The organism is Nonomuraea soli (genome assembly GCF_013761175.1).
Classification (GTDB): domain Bacteria; phylum Actinomycetota; class Actinomycetes; order Streptosporangiales; family Streptosporangiaceae; genus Nonomuraea; species Nonomuraea soli.
Genome location: NZ_JACDUR010000002.1, coordinates 388,803 through 406,579 on the forward strand (window position 1 = coordinate 388,803; position 17,777 = coordinate 406,579).

The window sequence follows — 17,777 nt, forward strand, 5'->3', positions numbered from 1 at the left end:
CCAGACGACGCTTCACGTGGCCTCGCCCCGCGTGGTCTCGCCTCCCGCCTTCGCTTCAAGGCGCCGCTCGCACCGTCTTCGTCAGGCTGTGGTGACGCTGACGAAGCCGGTGCCCGGCCGGTAGTGCGGCGACTGGTGACGGAAGTAGGTGTTGTACACGTCGCAATACCTCCCACCCGCCGCCAGCAACCCCGAGTGGTCGCCCTCCTCCACGATCCGTCCGTGGTCGAGCACCAGGATGCGGTCCACGTGCTCGATCGTCGACAGCCGGTGCGCGATCACGATCGAGGTGCGCCCCGCGAGCACGACGTCGAGCCCTTCCTGGATCTGTGCCTCCGTGAGCGGGTCGACGCTGGCCGTCGCCTCGTCGAGGACGACGATGGCGGGGTCCTGGACGAGGAGCCGGGCGAGGGCGACGAGCTGGCGCTGGCCCATGGACAGGGCGCGGCCGTGTTCGCCGACGTCGGTGGCCAGGCCCTGGGGGAGGGCGTCGAGCCAGTCGCCTCCGCCGACGGCGGTGGCGGCGGCAAGGACGTCGGCGTCGGAGGCCGAGGGCCGCGGGTAGCGGATGTTGTCGGCCACGGTGCCGCTGAACAGGAAGGGCGACTGCGGCACGACGCCGACCTGGCGCCGGTAGGCCTCGAGGTCGAGGGAGCGGATGTCGCGCCCGTCGATGAGGAGCTCGCCCTCCTGGAACTCGTAGAAGCGGGTGATGAGCTTGCCCAGCGTGGACTTGCCGGCCCCGGTGTGGCCGACGAGCGCCAGGCTCTCACCGGCGGCGATGTCGAGGGAGAAGCCGCGCAGCACCGGGGCGGCGGGCGTGTAGCCGAAGGTGAGGTCGCGGAACTCGATGCGTCCGCGCAGGCGCTCGACGCTCTCGGTGGAGTGCTGGACGACTCTGGGCGGCGCGTCGATGAGGGCGAACACCCGCTCGGCGGCGCCGAGGCCCTGCTGGAACTGCGACCAGAACGCGGCGATGGAGGTGAGCGGGAACCAGAACAGCGAGACGCCCTGCAGGAACAGGAACCAGTCTCCGGCGGTGATGCCCCCGCCGAGCACGGAGGTGCCGCCGAGCTGGACGAGGCCGACGGTGGCCACGCCGGCGACGATGAACAGCACGGGGAAGATGGAGGAGAAGACGAAGCCCTGCCGGAGCGTCACCTGGTAGCTCTGCAGGTTGATGGGGCGGAACTCGTCGTAGACCTGCTGTTCCTGGCGGAAGTTCTTGGCGACGGCGATGCCGCCCATGGTCTCCTGCAGGTTGGCGTTGACGCGGCTGAGCGAGCGCTGGGCGCGCCGGGTGACCTTGCGGGCGATGCGGCGGAAGCCCAGGGCCAGGGCGACGACGACGGGGACGATGAGCAGCGTCAGGAGCGCCAGCTCGACGCTGCGGACGAACAGCATGCCGGTGACGAAGACGACCATGAGGATCTGGCTGATCAGGTCCATGGTCAGCGAGGAGACGGTGGCGAAGTCGTCGGTGTCGGAGGTGACGCGGCTGACGATCTTGCCGGAGGGGTTCTCGTCGTAGAACGACATGTCGCGGGCGAGCACGGCGTCGAAGGCGTCCTGGCGCAGCTGGAGCACGACGTCGCCGGTGACCTTGGCGGTCTGCCAGTGCCGTACGAAGGAGCACAGCCAGCTCAGCGCGCCGGCGGCGAGCAGGGCGAGGGTGAGTGGGACGGCGACCTCGCCGATCGTGCCGTCGGCGACCGCGTCGACGGCCATGCTGGAGACCACGGGCAGCGCGGCCTGGGCCACCGAGACGAGCACGATCATGGTGGCGACCACGGCCATGGCGCCCGCCTTGGGGCGGAAGTAGTGGCCGATGCGGCGCAGCAGCGCGCCGTCGCCGTAGGTGCGGTCGTAGTCGTCGGCGTCGAGGCCGTCCATGATGAAACCCATCAGCGTGCTCCCGTCTGCTCGGGCGCCGCCAGGCGCGGGGTGTCGTGGTCGTCGAGGGGGGTCACGACCTCGTCGTAGTGGGCGAAGATGCGCTGGTAGAGGCGATTGCGGCCGAGCAGCTCGTCGTGGGTGCCGAAGTCGGCCAGCTCGCCGCGCCGCAGGAGGAGCACCTTGTCGGCCCATCTGATCTGCGACAGCCGGTGGGTGATCAGCAACGTCGTGCGCCCTTCGAGGATGCGGGTGATGGCCTGCTGGATGAGGTCTTCGGTGGCGGAGTCGACGGCGCTGGTGGAGTCGTCGAGCACGAGGATGGCCGGGTCGGTGAGCAGGGCACGCGCGATGGCCAGGCGCTGGCGCTGGCCGCCGGAGAGGGTGACGCCCCGCTCGCCGATGACGGTGTCGTAGCCGTCGTCGAGTTCGGCGATGAACTCGTCGGCCCGCGCGTCGCGGGCGGCGCGCTCGATCTCGGCGCGTTCGGCCCGCTGGCCGAGGCTGAAGGCGATGTTCTCGGCGACCGACCGGGAGAACAGCACGATGTCCTGCTCGATGGTGGAGATCTGGGAGCGCAGGGAGTCGAGGTCCCAGTCGCGCACGTCGACGCCGTCGACGAGGATGCGGCCCGCGGTGACGTCGTAGATGCGGGGGATGAGCTTGGCCAGGGTGCTCTTGCCCGAGCCGGTCTCGCCGACGATGGCGACCGTTTCGCCCGGCTTGATGGTGAAGTCGACTCCGCTGAGCGCGGGTGCGTCGGCGCCGTAGGCGAAGGTGACGTTCTCGAAGACGATCTCGCCGCGGACGGTGGCGGAGTGCGGCTCGGGACGCTGGGCGAGCTCCTCCTCCGACGTCATGATCGACAGGATGCGGCGGGCCGACACGATGCCGATCTGGACCAGCGAGAAGGTGAAGGTCGACATCTGGGCGGGGAAGCCGAGCATGCCCATCCAGCTCATGAAGGTGACCAGGCCGCCGATGCTCAGCTCGCCCGCCGCGTGCAGGGCCAGACCGTGCCAGAGCCCTCCGGCCATGGCGAAGGCGAACAGCAGGGTCGGCAGGTAGCGCGCCTGGACCAGGCCGTTGCGGGCGAAGGAGTCGCGGTAGGCGCGCGCCAGGCGGCGGAAGCGCAGCCGCTCCTGCTCCTCCTGCGCGGTGACCTTGATGACCTCGATGCCTCTGACCGCCTCGTTGAGCGCGGCGTTGAGGTCGCCGAAGTCTTCGCGCATGCGGGTCGCCACCGGGTTGAGCCTGCGCATGTAGTGCCACAGGGCCAGCACGAAGGTCAGCGCGAACAGGCCGGGCACCAGCAGCAGGCGCGGGTCGAGGAAGGCGATGCACACGATCGGCACCAGGCCCGCCAGCCCGGAGTCGACGATGAGGTCGACGCCGGGGCTGATCATGATGTTGAGCTGCCTGATGTCGTTGGCGGCCCTGGCCATCAGGTCGCCGACGCGCTGCCGGTTGTGGAAGGTCTGGCTCTTGCCGAGCAGGCTGACGTAGAGCTCCTCGCGGGTGTCGCGTTCGAGGCGTTTGGCCAGGGTCTCGCTGCCGAGCCGCCCGGCCATGTCGAACGCGCCCCTGGCCAGGACGACGCCGAGCAGGAGGAGGGAGATCCAGGCCAGCGTGCCCGCCGCGTCGCCGCCCCCGCCGAGGACGGCGTCGAAGGCCGTGCCGGTCAGCGCGGGCACGGCGACGTTGAGCAGGGTCATCACGATCGAACCGCCCAGGAACGCCAGGAGCGGCACGGGCTGGCGCCGCAGATGCGACCACAACCACCGGACCGGTCCGCGCCTGTTGTGGCGCGGACCGGCGACCGAGAACTCGGAACGACCCACAGGACACCCCCGGAACATGTCGGCTGATTCGAACCTGGTTTCTACCAGGCGGCGCCGACAGTTTTCCAAGGGTTATCGGGCGGGCAGCGGCACCCGCTCCCACGGGACGAACTTGAAGTTGGTGTTCTCCCGCTCGCCGTCGGCCGGGGTGTTCTCGCCGTCGTGCACCACGAGCAGCCCGTGCTTGAAGCGGCCGACGGGCTGGTTGACCACCATCGCCCCGTCGCTGTGCTGCACGGCGTCGACGCCGGTACCGGCGCCGACGGTGAAGGAGCCGAGGTGGCGGTTGCGACCCTCGCGGGTGTAGACGGCGAAGGTGTTGTCGCCCTGGCTGGAGGCCAGCAGGTAGCCGGTGCCGCCCTTGCCGTACCAGATGGTCAGCCCTTCGGCGTCGGCCGACAGGCGCGTGCCGCCGAAGCCGCGGTCCTGGCCCGGCAGGCACTCCTCGGTCCCGGCGTCGAAGGTGTCCTGCCTGCCGTACTCACGGACGGTGTCGATCAGCTCCGGCTTGCCGGTCAGGTCGGCCTTGAGCCGCCAGATGCCGACGTCCTCCTGCGCGGCGTAGAGCACGTCGCGTCCCTGGTCGACGACCATGCCCTCGACCTGTGCCTTCTCGCCCGGCTCGCCGCACGGGGTCCAGGTGGTGCCGTCGGGCATCGTGAACGACGCGGGCAGGTCGAGGGTGCGCACCCTGCGGTAGGAGACCTTGCCGCCGGACACGATGAGCTTGAACAGCCCGAGCCGGGTGTCGTGGCGGCGGCTGACCAGGGCGTAGGTGCCGGTGCGGTCCTGCCAGGCGGCCACGCCGTACCCGGTCTCCGCCTCGTTCACCTGCGCCTGCGTCGTGTTGAACAGGTACGGCACGGCGGGGTCGGTCACGTCGGTCAGCGCCCGGGTGGCCGGGTCGATGGCGTAGAAGCGCAGCTGGTCGCGCCCGCGGTCGGAGACGACGGCCAGGTCCCGCCCGCCGAAGCGGTGCACGAGGTCGACGTTGTTGAAGCGGCCGGGCTCGTCGTCGCCGCCGGGCGCGGGCGGTGCCGGGATGTGCTGGAGCTGCCTGCCGTCGAGGTCGTAGACGTACAGCCCGCCTTCCTTGGCGGTGGCGATCACGAGGCTCTTGGCGTCGTCGGCCGGGTTGACCCAGATGGCGGGGTCGTCGCCGTTGGCGTTGCCGCCTTTCTCGTCGTCGAACAGCGCCGGCGTCTCGACAGCCGGGGTCGCGGAGGGGAGCGGATCTGCGTGGGTGGCGGCGGGGACGGCCGTGAGCGCGGTCACGGTGAGCGCCGCCGCGAGGAGGGTGCGCATGGGCAGCCAGGATGGCCGGGCAACCGTTCACGCGCGGGTCGGTACGGTGAACGGCTCGCGAAGGACGGCTGAAGCTCGCGCTCTGGCTAGGGTGCTGGGGTGATCGAGATTCCGGAGAGGTTCGCCCGCGGCACCGTCGAGCGGGAGGGCGAGGCCGGGGCGGCCTGGCTCGCCGGGCTGCCCGCGATCGTCGAGGACCTGCTGGAGCGGTGGGGCTGCGAGCGCGACGGCAGGGTCGTGCACGGAGGCGTCGGCGTGATCGTCCCGGTGTCGAGGGCGTCGCGGCGGGCGGTGCTGAAGGTGTCGTTCCCGCACCCGGGCAACGTGCACGAGCCCGACGCGTTCGCCGCGTGGGACGGCCGCGGCGCCGTGCGGCTCCACGAGCGCGACGACGCGCGGTTCGCCATGCTGCTGGAGCGGGCGTCGTCCACGACGTTGCGCGAGAACCCCGACACCGACGAGGTGATGACCGTCGCCGGGCGGATCAGCCGCCGCCTGGCCGTCGCGGCGCCGCCCGCGCTGCCCCGCCTGGCCGAGCGGGCGGACGAGTGGGAGGAGCGGCTCGGCAAGGACGCCGCCGAGCTGGAGCACACCATGCCGCGCCGGGTGGTCGACGCGGCCAGGGCGACGGCGCGCGAGCTCGGCCGAGACCAGCCCGGCACGCTCATCCACGGCGACCTGCACGCGGGCAACATCCTCAGGGCCGAGCGCGAGCCGTGGCTGGCCGTCGATCCCAAGGGGTACGCGGGCGACCCAGCCTACGACGCCGGAGCCCTGCTCAAGGGGCAGGCGCTGGCCTTCGTGGCCGCCGGCGACCCGGCGAAGGCGATGCGGCGTGCGATGGGCGTCTTCGCCGACGCGGCCGGGCTCGACCCGGCCAGGGTGCGCCGGTGGGTGCAGTTCCACGCGGTCCAGGCCGCCTTCCACGGCCGCCGCCACGGCTTCAACGAACTGCGCGAGGGCCCGGAGATGCGAGGACTCATGGAGCTGGCCGACAGGTTCGCCGAGATGCTGGCCGAAACCTGACAGAACCTGGCAGGTTCGCCTGTCAGGCTGGGTCCATGCACAGGATCTATCTGGAGCAGGGCAGGAAGCGGGTGTTCGCCTGCTCCCTCGACTGGCCCGGCTGGTGCAGGGTCGACAAGACGGACAAGCTGGCCATCGCCCGTCTCGTGGACTACACCGACCGCTACCGGATCATCGCCGACCGGGCCGGCGTCGTGTTCGACCCCGGAGAGCCCACCGTGGTCGAGACGGTCGACGGCGGCGCGACCACCGACTTCGGCGCGCCGGAGAAGCAGCCGCCCGCCGATCTGGAACCGGTGCCCAAGGAGCTCGCCGAGCGCGACGTCAAGCTGATGCGGGCCGCCTGGGAGGTGTTCGACGAGGCCGTCGCCGCCAGCCCCGAGGAACTGCGCAAGGGGCCCAGGGGCGGGGGCCGTGACCGCACCAAGATGGTCGCGCACGTGACGGAGGCCGAGCGCAACTACGCCAGGAACGTGGGCGTCAGGCACCGGCCGTACAAGTCGCAGGCCGACCGCGACGCGATGCGGGAGGAGCTGGCGCGCGTCTACGAGAAGGAGGGGGAGTTCAAGTGGGCGCCCCGCTACGCCGTACGGCGCGTCGTCTGGCACGTCATCGATCACCTGTGGGAGATGGAGGACCGCCGCGAGTGACGAGCGCGGGCAGCGAGCGGATGTGCTCGGCCAGGTAGGAGCCGAGCGCTTCGGGCACGATGTGGCGTGAGGTGATCTCCTCCGGCCTCGGCTCCAGCCGCACCACCTCGTAGACGCCGCGCGAGGGGTCGTCGAACTCGGGACCGTGACGGAGCGCGGGATCCATCGACACCAGGCGGCAGCCGTAGATGTGCTGGGTCTTGGTGCGCCCGCGCCACGGATAGGTGAGCCTGACCAGCGGGACGACCTGGCCGACGACCGCGCCGAGCTCCTCCATCATCTCGCGGTGGAGCGTGGCCTCCAGGGAGGCGTCGGACGGCTCCACATGGCCGCCGGGCACGGTGTAGTAGACGTCGCGTTCGGGCACGATGCGCTTGAAGATGATCAATCGGTCATCGGAGTCGAAGAGGACACCACGGACGCTGGGCCGCATGCACCACAGCCTAGGGTAGGCCTGTGATGATCGATTCTGCGCTCGGCTTCCTGGCCTTCCTGGTGACCTGGATCGTGATGATCGCCCTGGTCGCCACGGCGACGCAGCGGCTGCTCGGCGTGAAGTTCGGCCTCACCAGGATCGTCATCGCCACGCTGGCCGCCTTCGCGCTGGCCGGCATGGCGATCGAGCCGATCCTGAGCTCCCTGGGCGCGACGCCGGTGCGCGACCCGGCCACCGGCGAGTACACCGACCCGGGCGTCGGAGCGGCCTGGATACTCCTGCTGCTCATCATGTGCTTCGCACTGATCCCGATGGTCGTGCTCGTGGTCGCCGAGGTGCTGGTGCCGCCCGGTTCCGTGCCGGGGCCGGTGGAGTTCGTGCGCTCGCTGCGCGGCAGGCTCTCGCGCGGCAGGCGCTACTCCCAGATCACCAGGATCGCCGTCAGGAACGGCCTGGGCCCCTACCTGCGGGGCCGCGGCGACCGGGTCGACGACAGGACGGGCTGGGTACGGCTCGCGGGATCGCTCAGGCAGGCGCTCGACGACGCCGGGGTCACCTTCGTCAAGCTCGGCCAGGTCCTGTCCACCCGCCGCGACCTGCTGCCCGCCGAGTTCGTCGAGGAACTGGGCAAGCTGCAGGACAAGGTCACCCCCGCGCCCTGGGAGCAGATCGAGAAGGTGCTGCTGGCGGAGCTCGGCGCCCCCGTCGAGGAGGTGTTCGCCACCTTCGACAAGGTGCCGCTGGCCGCGGCCTCGATCGCCCAGGTCTACACCGCCACGCTGCCGACGGGCGAGGAGGTGGTGGTCAAGGTGCAGCGGCCGGGCATCCGCGCCGTCGTGGCCAAGGATCTCGACATCGTCAGGCGGCTGGCCGCCACCCTGGAGACGCGCACCAGGTGGGGGCGCTCGCTGGGGCTGCGCGACCTGGCCGAGGGGTTCGCGGTGGCCATCCGTGAGGAGCTCGACTTCCGCATCGAGGCCGCCAACATGGCGGCGGTCGCCGCCGCCCCGTCCGGGCCCGTCACCTACCCCTCGCCGTTCGGCCGCTACTGCACCGAGCGGGTGCTGGTCATGCAGCGCCTGCGCGGCACCCCGCTGGCCCAGGCGCCGGTACGGCCCGGCCTGGCACGCGACCTGCTCGACTGCCTCCTGCGCCAGATCCTCCTGGAGGGCGTCTTCCACGCCGACCCGCATCCCGGCAACATCATGCTGCTCGACGACGGCACGCTCGGCCTGCTGGACTTCGGCTCGGTGGGCAGGCTCGACGCCTCGGTCAGGGCCGCGCTGCAGCGTTTCCTGCTGGCGATGAACAAGCAGGACCCGCTGGCGGTGACGGACGCGCTGCTGGAGATCGTGCCCAGGCCCGAGGAGATCGACGAGGCGGCCCTGGAGCGGGCGCTGGGCCAGTTCATGGCCAGGCATCTGGGCTCCGGGCTCAACACCGCCTCGATGTTCACCGACCTGTTCAGGATCGTCACGGCCTACGGGCTGTCGATCCCGCCCGAGGTCGCCGCGGTCTTCCGGGCCCTGGCGACGCTGGAGGGCACGCTGGTGCACCTGGCGCCCGGCTTCAACCTGGTCGAGGAGGCGCGCGCCTTCGCCGGCGGCTACCTGTCCGCCGCCATGGAACCGCAGACGATCAAGGAGACGCTGACCGGCGAGGTGGCCGCGCTGCTGCCGATGATCAGGCGCCTGCCGCGCCGCCTGGAGCGCATCGCCAGCGCCGCCGAGCACGGGCGGCTGTCGATGAACATGCGCCTGCTCGGCGACGAGCGCGACCGCCGCTTCGTCACCCACCTGCTGCACCAGGTGCTGCTGACCGTGCTCGGCGCCACCGCCGGGCTCATGGGGGTGATCCTCCTGAGCACCGACGGCGGGCCGTTCGTCGTCCAGCAGACCATGCGGTTGTACGAGCTGATCGGCTACTTCCTCCTGGTGATCAGCTCCATCCTGGTCCTGCGGGTGCTGGTGCTGATCTTCAGACGCTAGCTCTGGACGATCTTCACGTCGTCGACGCCCGCCTCCACGAGCGAGGCGGTCGAAGCGTCGGCGGCCTCGAAGCGGATGGTGACGGTCTGTCCCGCGTACGCCGACAGGTTCACGCTCGCCACGCTCCACGCGCCGTTGCGGTTGGTCGCCGCGCCGAGCTGCTGGAAGACCGTGGTGCCGTTGACCAGGACGCGGAAGTAGTCGGCACTGGAGGAGTTGGAGCCGTGCGCCAGATACCACGACAGCGACAACGTCAGCGTGCCGGTCGCCGGCAGCGTGATGCCCGGTGACTGGATGGCCGTGACGCCGCCGTCGATGTCGTAGTCACCCGCCGCGGCTCCCGCCAGCCTGCCCGTGACCAGGTCGTTGACGCCGGACACGGTGGTGCCCAGCTGCTTGACGCCGCTGGAACTGGTCTGCGCGGGGTCGCCGCGCTCCCACAGGCCCGTGGTGGCGGTGCCGGACTGCACGGTCCAGCCGGTGGCCGTCTCGAAGGTGTCCTGGTAGACCGTGGTGCCCGGAGTGCCGCCGCAGTACTGCGCCTCCTTGCCGATGATGCGGTAGACGCAGTCGGAGTACTCCAGGAAGCGCAGCACCGCCTCCCTGTTGCGGGTGGTCTGCGGGCCGATCACCTCGTCAGGCGGGTAGAAGCCGCCGCCGCCCGAGCCGGTCGGGTACATCTCGAAGGTGTAGGAGAAGATCTTGTAGGCGCCCCACATCCAGTCGTCGATGGTGCCGTCGGTGATGTACAGGTCGCTGGCCTGCTGCGGGGTGTAGTTGTTGGTCGAGGCCATGTTCTGGCCCAGGGTGGCGTGGGCGTCGCGGTCGTCCTGGGTCAGCCCCGGCGCGGTGTCGTTGTAGGTGAACCCGTACGGCCACAGGATCAGCTCGCCGTAGGTGTGCCAGTCGATGTGCGACTTGAGCTGCTGGGTCCCGCCGATCACGCGGCTGCGCACCCAGTTGGCGGCCGCCGCGACCTCGGGCGCCGACTCGGCCGACGGGCCTCGGTAGGTCTCGCTGGAGGTCGAGCTCGAGGAACCTCCGCAGCAGCCCCAGTTGTAGGCCCAGTTGCGGTTCATGTCGGTGCCGATGGCGGTGGAGCCCGCGTTGGGCTGGCGGTTCTTGCGCCAGGACCGGTAGGAGCCCGAGGCGATGTCGTACTCGCCGCCGTCGGGGTTGAGGTCCGGCATGATCCAGATCTCGCGGCTGTTGACCAGGTTGGTGATGCGGCTGTCGGTGCCGTAGTTGTCGGCCAGCAGGTGCATCAGGTAGAGCGCCATCTCCACGGTCAGGTGCTCACGGGCGTGCTGGTGGGCGGTGAACAGCACCTCGGGCTCGTTCTCGTCGGTGCCGACGTTGTCGCTGATCTTGATGAGGATCAGGTCGCGGCCCTGGTAGCTGGTGCCGTACGAGGTCTTGCTGACGATGGACGGCTTGGCCGCCACCAGCGCGTTGATGTTCGCGGTCATCTCCGCGTAGTTGTGGTAGGCCGAGTCGGCGGGCGGGAAGTCGAACGTCTGCGCTAATCGGGGCAGCTCGGTCACCTTGTAGCCCAGGCGCTTGATGGCGGCTAACTCCTCGGCCGTCGCGGTCACCACGACCGAGGCGGCGTCCACCTCGTCGATCGAGGCTCCGGTACGGGCCACCGCGGTGCGGGCCTGCGGGTTGGCCGGGCCCTCCACGCGGTACTGCTTGTTGGCCGGCGGTTCGGCTGTCGCACCCGACGGCGGGATCCCGCTCAGGCACGTCAGTCCCAGCAGCGCGGCCAGCACGACGATCAGTCGGCGTCTCACGTGACCCTCCTCGGCACGCGGCATAGGGGGTGCCAACGGCGTTGCCGCGTGCCTGAACCGAGAGTCCGACGCTTTGGTCAGAGGGAAAAGACCCAAAAAGGTGGGGTTTGGGCTTTCCGTCTACCGCAAAGCGGTCCTGCGCCTGCTCAGCGCCAGTGCCAGGACGATCATCCCGGCGCCCAGGACCAGGTGGAGCCAGTCGTCGGCGGTGTTGACCGGGACGAAGTTGGCGTCGCTGTTCTGTGCGACGAGCATGCCGTACAGGAACAGCAGGAGGTAGATCACCCCTCCGCCGAGCAGGAAGCCGCGCGCGCCCGACCAGGTGCGGGCCAGGAAGATCCCGGCGACGCCGAACAGCAGGTGGACGATGTTGTGCAGGATGGACACCTGGAAGATGCCGAGCAGCAACGCGTCGGACTGGTGCCCGGCGGCGTGCAGGTCGTCGTAGTTCGTGGTGATGCCGGGAATGAAGCCCAGCACGCCGACGAGCAGGAAGACCGCGCCCACGACGAGGGCGGCCATCTGCAGCGGCGTTCTTTCGATCCGTGCCCGAGGTGACGTCATGGCCTCTCCAGCCTGGAGTCGGGCGCCCGCCGGTATGGCCCGGGGGACAGGAGTATCCGACTACCCACCTGAGGCGATCAGGAACGGTTTCAGTCTTCTCGGCGCAGCCGCTTGAGCTCCGAGCGGTGCTTCTTGGCCGTCAGACGGCGCTCGACCGAACCCTTGCTGGGCTTGGTGGGGCGGCGGCGCTTGGGCGGCGGGGCGATGGCCTCGCGCAGCCGCTGCGCCAGGCGTTCCTGGGCGGCGGCCCGGTTGCGCAGCTGCGAGCGGAACTCCGAGGCGGCGATCGTGATCACGGGCGAGCCCAGCCGGGCCAGGGCGCGCTCCTTCAGCGCGTCGCTCAGCGCCGTGGTGGCCGCGACGTCGAAGGAGAGCTCCACCCGGCTGTCGGTGGTGTTGACCCCCTGGCCGCCGGGTCCTGACGAGCGGGAGAAACGCCAGACGAGCTCGGTGTCGGGGATGGCGACCGAGTCGTTGACGATCAGCGGGCCTGGCATGGGGGTTCCTCCCTCCGGGGTTCTCAGAGCGGATGCCACCGTACTTCGATGACATACCCGCTGTGCAACGAAATTTCGTGTTAAGCGGGCTGCAATCGGCAAGTGTCAGGATCCAGGCACACGTCAGTGAGGGGAGTGGCTGTGGGGGCCATCGTCGGTGTGCATGGGATCGGTAAGTACAAGTACTACCGGGCCGCGGGTCATTCCGCGGAGGGCGCGGCGGACGCGATGCGGCTCAAGTGGGACCGCTACCTGCACCCCTGCCTCAAGAGCGCGCGCGGCACCTACGTCTCCGAGGTCGCCTACTTCGCGCACCTGCTGCACGAGGGCCCCGACGACCAGGACGAGCCGGCGCCGGAGAAGATGGACGCCGGGACCCGGCAGTTCTTCGTCGGCTGGGCCAAGCAGGCGGGCTGGGGCGAGCACCTGACCGCCATCCTGGCGGGGGTCACCGGGTGGGTGCTGCGCAAACCCCGCGCCGTGACGTTCGCGATGCGGTTCGTGCCGGAGGTGGCGACCTATCTCACCAACCCGGACAAGCGCACGAAGTGCCAGGAAACCGTGGCCCACGTCATCCGCAAGAACCGGCCCAAGGTGGTGATCGCCCACTCCCTGGGCAGCGTCGTGGCCTACGAGACCCTGTGGGCCAACCCCGACCTGGAAGTCGATCTTCTCATCACCCTGGGCAGCCCTCTCGGCATGCGCAACGTGGTCTTCGAGCGCCTGCTCCCCGCTCCCGTCAACGGCAGGGGCTGCCGCCCCAAGGGCGTCAAACGCTGGGTGAACATCGCCGACCGCCACGACATCGCCGCCATCCCGCCCCAGCTGGCCGGCTGCTTCACCGGCGTGGACACCGAGCAGCTGGTCAACCTCGACTGGCTCGACTTCCACACGGTGGAGAAGTACCTGGGCTGCGGAGCCCTCGCCGAGTTTCTGCGACCATACGTGGCATGACCTGGATCGTCTTCGACTACGGCAACGTCATCTCCGCCGACGCCGACCTGTGGCCCCTGATCGGGCACACCGGCCTCGAGCCCGAGCGGTTCCACGAGGCCTACTGGCGGCGGCGCCTCGACTACGACCGCGGCGACCTCGACTCGTGGGAGTACTGGAGTCACACCCTCGACCGCGACGTCGACGACGACGAGGTGGAGCGCCTGGTGGAGCTCGACATCGCCGCCTGGTCGACCCCCAACGAGGGCACCCTGGCCATCCTGCGCGAGCTGCAGGAGCGCGGCACCAGCGTCGGCCTGCTGTCGAACGCGCCCGCTTCGACCGCCGACGGCTGGGACCGGCTGCCGTGGATCGCCGCGATCGAGCGCCGCTTCTACAGCGGCCGCCTCGGCATGGTCAAGCCCGACCTGGAGATCTTCGAGCACGTGGCGGCCGAGCTGGGCACCAAGGACATCGTCTTCATCGACGACCGCGCCGACAACGTGGAGGGTGCCAACCGGGCCGGGCTCACGGGCGTGCTGTTCACGGGGGCTGATCAATTGCGTGAGCATTTGTCTCTTATGTGAACTATGGTGCTGCGGGTGGAGAACGCCTTCCAAGTCGACCTGCGCGGAGTGGTCGACCTCCTGAGCCGCCACCTGTACTCCAGCCCTCGCGTCTACCTGCGCGAACTCCTGCAGAATGGGGCCGACGCGATCACCGCCCGGCGCGCGCACGATTCCAGCGCGCCGGCGCGGGTGAGCATCGAGGTCGACGGCGACGGCATCCGGGTCCACGACACCGGCATCGGCCTGACCGAGGCAGAGGTGCACAACCTGCTGGCCACGATCGGCCGCTCCTCCAAGCGCGACGAGCTGGGCTTCGCCCGCCACGAGTTCCTCGGGCAGTTCGGCATCGGCCTGCTGTCGGGCTTCCTCGTCGCCGACGAGATCCACGTGGAGACCCGCTCGGTCCACTCCGAGCAGACCGTCAGCTGGACCGGCCGCGACGACGGCACCTACACCGTGGCGCCCGCCGCGCGTCACAGGGCCGAACCCGGCACCACGGTCACCCTCAGGACCAGGCCCGACGCCGCCGAGTGGGTCGCCGAGCGCACCGTCGCCGAGCTGGCCACCCTCTACGGCCGGCTCCTGCCGATCGAGGTCACCGTCAACGGCCGCCGCACCACCGAGCCAGACCTGCCCTGGGCCTTCGACGGCCAGAGCCCGGTCGAACGGCGCGAGCGGCTCCTGGAGTACGGCAGGCGCACGTTCGGCTTCACCCCGTTCGACGTGCTCGACCTGAACGTCCCCGGAGCCGGGCTGAGCGGCGTGGCGTTCATCCTGCCCAGCACCGCGGGGCCGGGCACCCGCACCGCGCACCGCGTCTACCTCAAGCGCATGCTGCTCACCGAGCGCGCCGAGGGCCTGCTGCCCGAATGGGCGTTCTTCGCCCGCTGCGTCGTCGACGCCGGCGAACTGCGCCCGACCGCCAGCCGCGAGGCGCTCTACGAGGACGACCTGCTGGAGCACGTGCGCGAGGAGCTCGGCGGCCAGCTGCGCGCCTGGCTGGTCCGGCTGGCCGAGACCGACCCCGAGGCGCTGCGCGCGTTCCTGCGCCTGCACGCCTTGAGCGTCAAGGCGCTGGCCGTCCACGACGACGACCTGCTCGGCCTGGTCGACCGGTGGCTGGAGTTCGAGACCAGCGACGGCCCGATGACGCTCGCCCAGTTCCGCACCCGCCACCCGCGAGGCCGCTTCACCGCGAGCGTCGACGAGTTCCGCCAGCTCGCGGCCGTGTCGCAGGCGCAGGGCGTGGGCCTGGTCAACGGCGGCTACGTCTACGACAGCGACATCATCGAGCGGCTCGAACGCCTCGACGCGCGCATCGCCAGGCTCGACCCCGCCGAGCTGGCCACCCACCTGGGGCCCGTCGATCCCGCCACCGAACTGGCCGCCCGCCCCTTCCTCCAGGCCGCGGCCAAGGCCCTGGAGGCGCTGGGCTGCGAGCCGGTCCTGCGGGAGTTCGACCCGGCGTCGCTGCCCGCGCTCTACCTGACCAGCCGCGCCGCCGAGCACCAGGCGCAACTGCGCGAGGCCCGCGAGGAGGCCGACGACCTGTGGGCCGGCGTGCTGGGCGCCCTGGAGCGCACCGCCGAGCGGCCCCGCCTGGTGCTCAACCACCGCAACCCGCTGGTGCGCCGCATCTGCGCCGTCGACCCGGCGCTGGCCACCACCGCGGTCGAGGCCCTGTACGGCATGGCGCTGCTGCACGGCCACCACCCCCTGCGCGCGGCCGACACCGCGGCGCTGAACCGTTCGTTCCTCGGCCTCCTCGACTGGGCGGTGAAGTGACATGTCCGCGCACGATCTCCTCGAGCAGGCACGCGAGCTGCCGTACGGCGAGGCCAAGGCGATCCTGCTGGAGCGCGCCGTCAAGGAGGCCGAGGCGGAGGGCGACCCCGAGCTGCTCTTCTTCGCCCGCCTCCAGCTGACCGGCGCCTACCAGCACGGCGGCGAGCCGGGCAAGTCGTTCGCGGTCTTCTCCCGCAACCTGGCCGCCCGCGACGCCGACCCCGGCCTCTACACCGGCGGCCTCCACGACACCCTGCTGTGGCACTTCAAGTGGATCGCCAGCGACACCCGCAGCTTCCCCGAGATCCCGCTGAAGCGCTCGCTGGACGTGCTCGACGACATGGAGCGCCGCTACACCGAGGCCGGCCACGGCCTGCACGCCGTACACGCCCAGCGCGCCTACCTGGCCAGGCACCTGGGCGACCGGGAGGCGGCGGAGGAGTGCTACCGGCGCTGGGTCACCACCCCGCGCGACGAGATGAGCGACTGCGCCGGGTGCGACCCGACCGGCCAGGTCGCCCACCTGGCCTGGACCGGGCGCGACGAGGAGGCGGTGGCGCTGGCGGAGCCGGTGCTGTCGGGCGAGCTGACCTGCACGGAGCAGCCGCAGGACATCCTCACCGAGCTGCTGCTGCCGTACCTGCGCACCGGACGCCACGCCGAGGCGGCGGCGGCGCATCTGCGCGCCTACCGGATCATCGCCGGCCAGGTGCACAACCTGCTGGAGATCGGGCGGCACCTGGAGTTCTGCGCCCTGTCCGGCAACGAGAGCAGGGGGCTGGAGATCCTCCAGCGCGAACTGCCGCTGCTGGAGCGCCCGCCCTCGCCCTACGCCGAACTGTCCTTCTCGGCGTGCGCGGCGCTGCTGCTCGGCCGCCTGGAGTCGCTGGGCCAGGGGCTCGCGGCAGCCGGGGACACGACCGTGCGCGAGCTGCGCGCCCGGCTGGAACGGCGGGCCTTCGAGCTGGCGGACCGCTTCGACGCGCGCAACGGCACCACCGGGGTCGGCGACGCGCTGCGCGGGAGGCTGGCCCGCGAACCGCTGGCCGACTACGTGCCGCTGGTGCCGCACGCCCGCCGGGTGACGCCGCCCCCGCCCGTGGTCGCGCCGGTGGGCCACTCGCCCGAGGAGCTGCTGGAGCTGGCGACGCAGGCCTGGCGGACGGGTGACCTGCCCGCCGCCTTCGCCGCGTGGGAGCGCTACGACCAGGTGGGCGGCGAGCTCAACGCCGGCCGCCTCGACGGCCTCGGGCTGGCGGCAGCCGTACAGGGCGACCCGGAGGCGGCGGAGCGGCACTGGCGCAAGGCCGCCGAGCTGCACGCCGACCCCGCGCTCGCCCAGGCCTCGCTCGGCCGTCTCGGGCTGCTGAGCGAAGAAGGGCTGCCGCTGGTCGAGTCGTCGCACGCCTACCTCGCCGAGCACGGCACCCCGAGCCAGCGCGCGGCCTCCCGGCTGCGGCTGGCCCAGGCCTACGCCCGCGCGGGACGCCTCGACGAGGCGGTCGCGCTGCTCGAGGGCCACGACGACGGAGAATCGCTGGCCCTGCTGGCCCGGATGGTCGAACCGGAGCGCGCCCTGGAGCTGTTCGGCTCCGCCCGCGCGGCGCTGCGCGCCGAAGGCCACACCGGGCAGCTGGCCAGGGCCTCGCTCCTGCACGCCCAGCTCATCCGCCACCACGGCGGCCAGCTCGACGACCTGCTCGGCGCCTATGCAGAGGCGCTGAGCCGGCGCATCGAGCCGGAGCTGCGCGCCATGGCCCACGCCGGGCGCGGCGAGGTGCTGGTCGAGGTGGGCAGGGCTGCCGAGGCCGTCGACGACCTCGTCGAGGCGGTGGCCGCCTTCACCGCCCTGGGCGAGCGGCAGGCCGCCACGCACCTGCGCGCCGACCTGGCCGCGGCCTACCTGGCCGCCGAGCGGCCGAGCGAGGCGGCCGTCACCGCGGAGGAGGCGCTGGCCATGCTGGAGCCGGACGCCGCGGAACCGCGCTGCCAGGCCCGCTGGGTGCGCGCCCACGCGCTGCGGATGCTCGGCGACCGGCAGGGCGCGCTGGTCGACTTCCAGGCGCTGATCGAGGAGTACGACAACCCGTGGCAGTCGGCCAGGGCCGCCGACATGGCCGGGCGCCTGCTGGAGGAGCTCGACCGCGACGACGAGGCGGCGCGATCCTTCACGCTGGCCTCCGACCGGTACCTGCCCGACGACCCGGCGGCCTCGGCGATCGCCCTGCGCAGGGCCGCGTTGTCGCTGTTCTGGTCGGGCTCGCCCGCCCTGGAGACCTCCGAGCGCGCCGTGGCCGCCCTGGAGGGCACCGACGAGCCCTTCGAGCTGGCCGTCGCCCTCTACGACCAGGCCAGGATCCTCGCCGGGCTCTCGCGGACCGGGGAGGCCCTGGCGGCGGCAGAGCGGGCACGCGACCGGTTCGCCGCGCTCGATGAGGACGGAGCCGTCGAAACCGTGACGGATCTGATCGACGGCCTGATGGACTGAGCCTGTTCA

14 protein-coding genes are annotated in these 17,777 nt (G+C 71.2%); 7 read left to right on the forward strand and 7 right to left on the reverse strand.

Going from position 1 to position 17,777, the window contains the following annotated elements; translation table 11 throughout:
* Nucleotides 1–81: 81 nt before the first annotated feature.
* From HNR30_RS08990 to HNR30_RS09000, 3 genes are all read right to left on the reverse strand, one after another.
* Nucleotides 82–1,905 carry an ABC transporter ATP-binding protein gene (locus tag HNR30_RS08990; RefSeq protein WP_181609291.1) on the reverse strand — a complete coding sequence of 608 codons (1,824 nt, stop codon included), beginning with the start codon at nt 1,903–1,905 and terminating at the stop codon, nt 82–84.
* Entirely contained in the window at nt 1,905–3,734 is a 1,830-nt protein-coding gene (locus HNR30_RS08995) for an ABC transporter ATP-binding protein (RefSeq protein WP_312894298.1), read from the reverse strand. The genes HNR30_RS08990 and HNR30_RS08995 overlap by 1 nt, the downstream gene beginning before the upstream one ends.
* A 72-nt stretch (nt 3,735–3,806) precedes the next feature.
* Nucleotides 3,807–5,039, reverse strand: coding sequence for a phytase (locus tag HNR30_RS09000; protein ID WP_181609293.1), 1,233 nt, complete (start codon nt 5,037–5,039; stop codon nt 3,807–3,809).
* A 99-nt stretch (nt 5,040–5,138) separates the two neighbouring features.
* On the opposite strand from HNR30_RS09000, the gene HNR30_RS09005 reads away from it, so the two are divergent.
* The gene (locus tag HNR30_RS09005; protein WP_181609294.1) at nt 5,139–6,065 is read left to right on the forward strand and encodes an aminoglycoside phosphotransferase family protein; all 927 of its coding nucleotides are present in this window, start codon (nt 5,139–5,141) and stop codon (nt 6,063–6,065) included.
* Between the two features lie 35 nt (nt 6,066–6,100).
* The gene (locus HNR30_RS09010) at nt 6,101–6,715 is read left to right on the forward strand and encodes a hypothetical protein (RefSeq protein ID WP_181609295.1); all 615 of its coding nucleotides are present in this window, start codon (nt 6,101–6,103) and stop codon (nt 6,713–6,715) included.
* On the opposite strand, the gene HNR30_RS09015 is transcribed toward HNR30_RS09010, so the two are convergent.
* A complete protein-coding gene (locus HNR30_RS09015; RefSeq protein WP_181609296.1) occupies nt 6,675–7,148 on the reverse strand; it encodes an NUDIX domain-containing protein in 474 nt (157 codons plus the stop codon). The genes HNR30_RS09010 and HNR30_RS09015 overlap by 41 nt on opposite strands.
* 26 nt (nt 7,149–7,174) lie before the next feature.
* Here HNR30_RS09015 and HNR30_RS09020 point away from each other — a divergent pair, with 26 nt between their 5' ends.
* Nucleotides 7,175–9,139: an ABC1 kinase family protein gene (locus HNR30_RS09020; protein WP_181609983.1), complete on the forward strand. Its 1,965-nt coding sequence runs from the start codon at nt 7,175–7,177 to the stop codon at nt 9,137–9,139.
* Here the strand turns inward: HNR30_RS09020 and HNR30_RS09025 are convergent.
* The 3 genes from HNR30_RS09025 to arfB form a co-directional block, all read right to left on the reverse strand.
* Nucleotides 9,136–10,932 (reverse strand): M14 family metallopeptidase, encoded by a 1,797-nt coding sequence (locus HNR30_RS09025; RefSeq protein ID WP_312894299.1) that lies wholly within the window; start codon nt 10,930–10,932, stop codon nt 9,136–9,138. The genes HNR30_RS09020 and HNR30_RS09025 overlap by 4 nt on opposite strands.
* Nucleotides 10,933–11,052: 120 nt before the next feature.
* Nucleotides 11,053–11,496 (reverse strand): DUF4383 domain-containing protein, encoded by a 444-nt coding sequence (locus tag HNR30_RS09030; protein WP_181609298.1) that lies wholly within the window; start codon nt 11,494–11,496, stop codon nt 11,053–11,055.
* A gap of 89 nt (nt 11,497–11,585) precedes the next feature.
* Nucleotides 11,586–11,993: an alternative ribosome rescue aminoacyl-tRNA hydrolase ArfB gene (gene arfB, locus HNR30_RS09035; RefSeq protein ID WP_181609299.1), complete on the reverse strand. Its 408-nt coding sequence runs from the start codon at nt 11,991–11,993 to the stop codon at nt 11,586–11,588.
* 141 nt (nt 11,994–12,134) lie between these two features.
* Between arfB and HNR30_RS09040 the strand changes: the two genes are divergently transcribed.
* From HNR30_RS09040 to HNR30_RS09055, 4 genes are read left to right on the forward strand one after another with little or no spacing between them, the layout of a single operon-like run.
* A complete protein-coding gene (locus HNR30_RS09040; protein WP_181609300.1) occupies nt 12,135–12,947 on the forward strand; it encodes a hypothetical protein in 813 nt (270 codons plus the stop codon).
* Nucleotides 12,944–13,513, forward strand: coding sequence for an HAD family hydrolase (locus HNR30_RS09045; RefSeq protein ID WP_181609301.1), 570 nt, complete (start codon nt 12,944–12,946; stop codon nt 13,511–13,513). The genes HNR30_RS09040 and HNR30_RS09045 overlap by 4 nt, the downstream gene beginning before the upstream one ends.
* Nucleotides 13,514–13,516: 3 nt before the next feature.
* Entirely contained in the window at nt 13,517–15,280 is a 1,764-nt protein-coding gene (locus HNR30_RS09050; protein WP_181609302.1) for an HSP90 family protein, read from the forward strand.
* A 1-nt stretch (nt 15,281) separates the two neighbouring features.
* Nucleotides 15,282–17,768: a hypothetical protein gene (locus tag HNR30_RS09055; protein WP_181609303.1), complete on the forward strand. Its 2,487-nt coding sequence runs from the start codon at nt 15,282–15,284 to the stop codon at nt 17,766–17,768.
* Nucleotides 17,769–17,777: the final 9 nt, after the last annotated feature.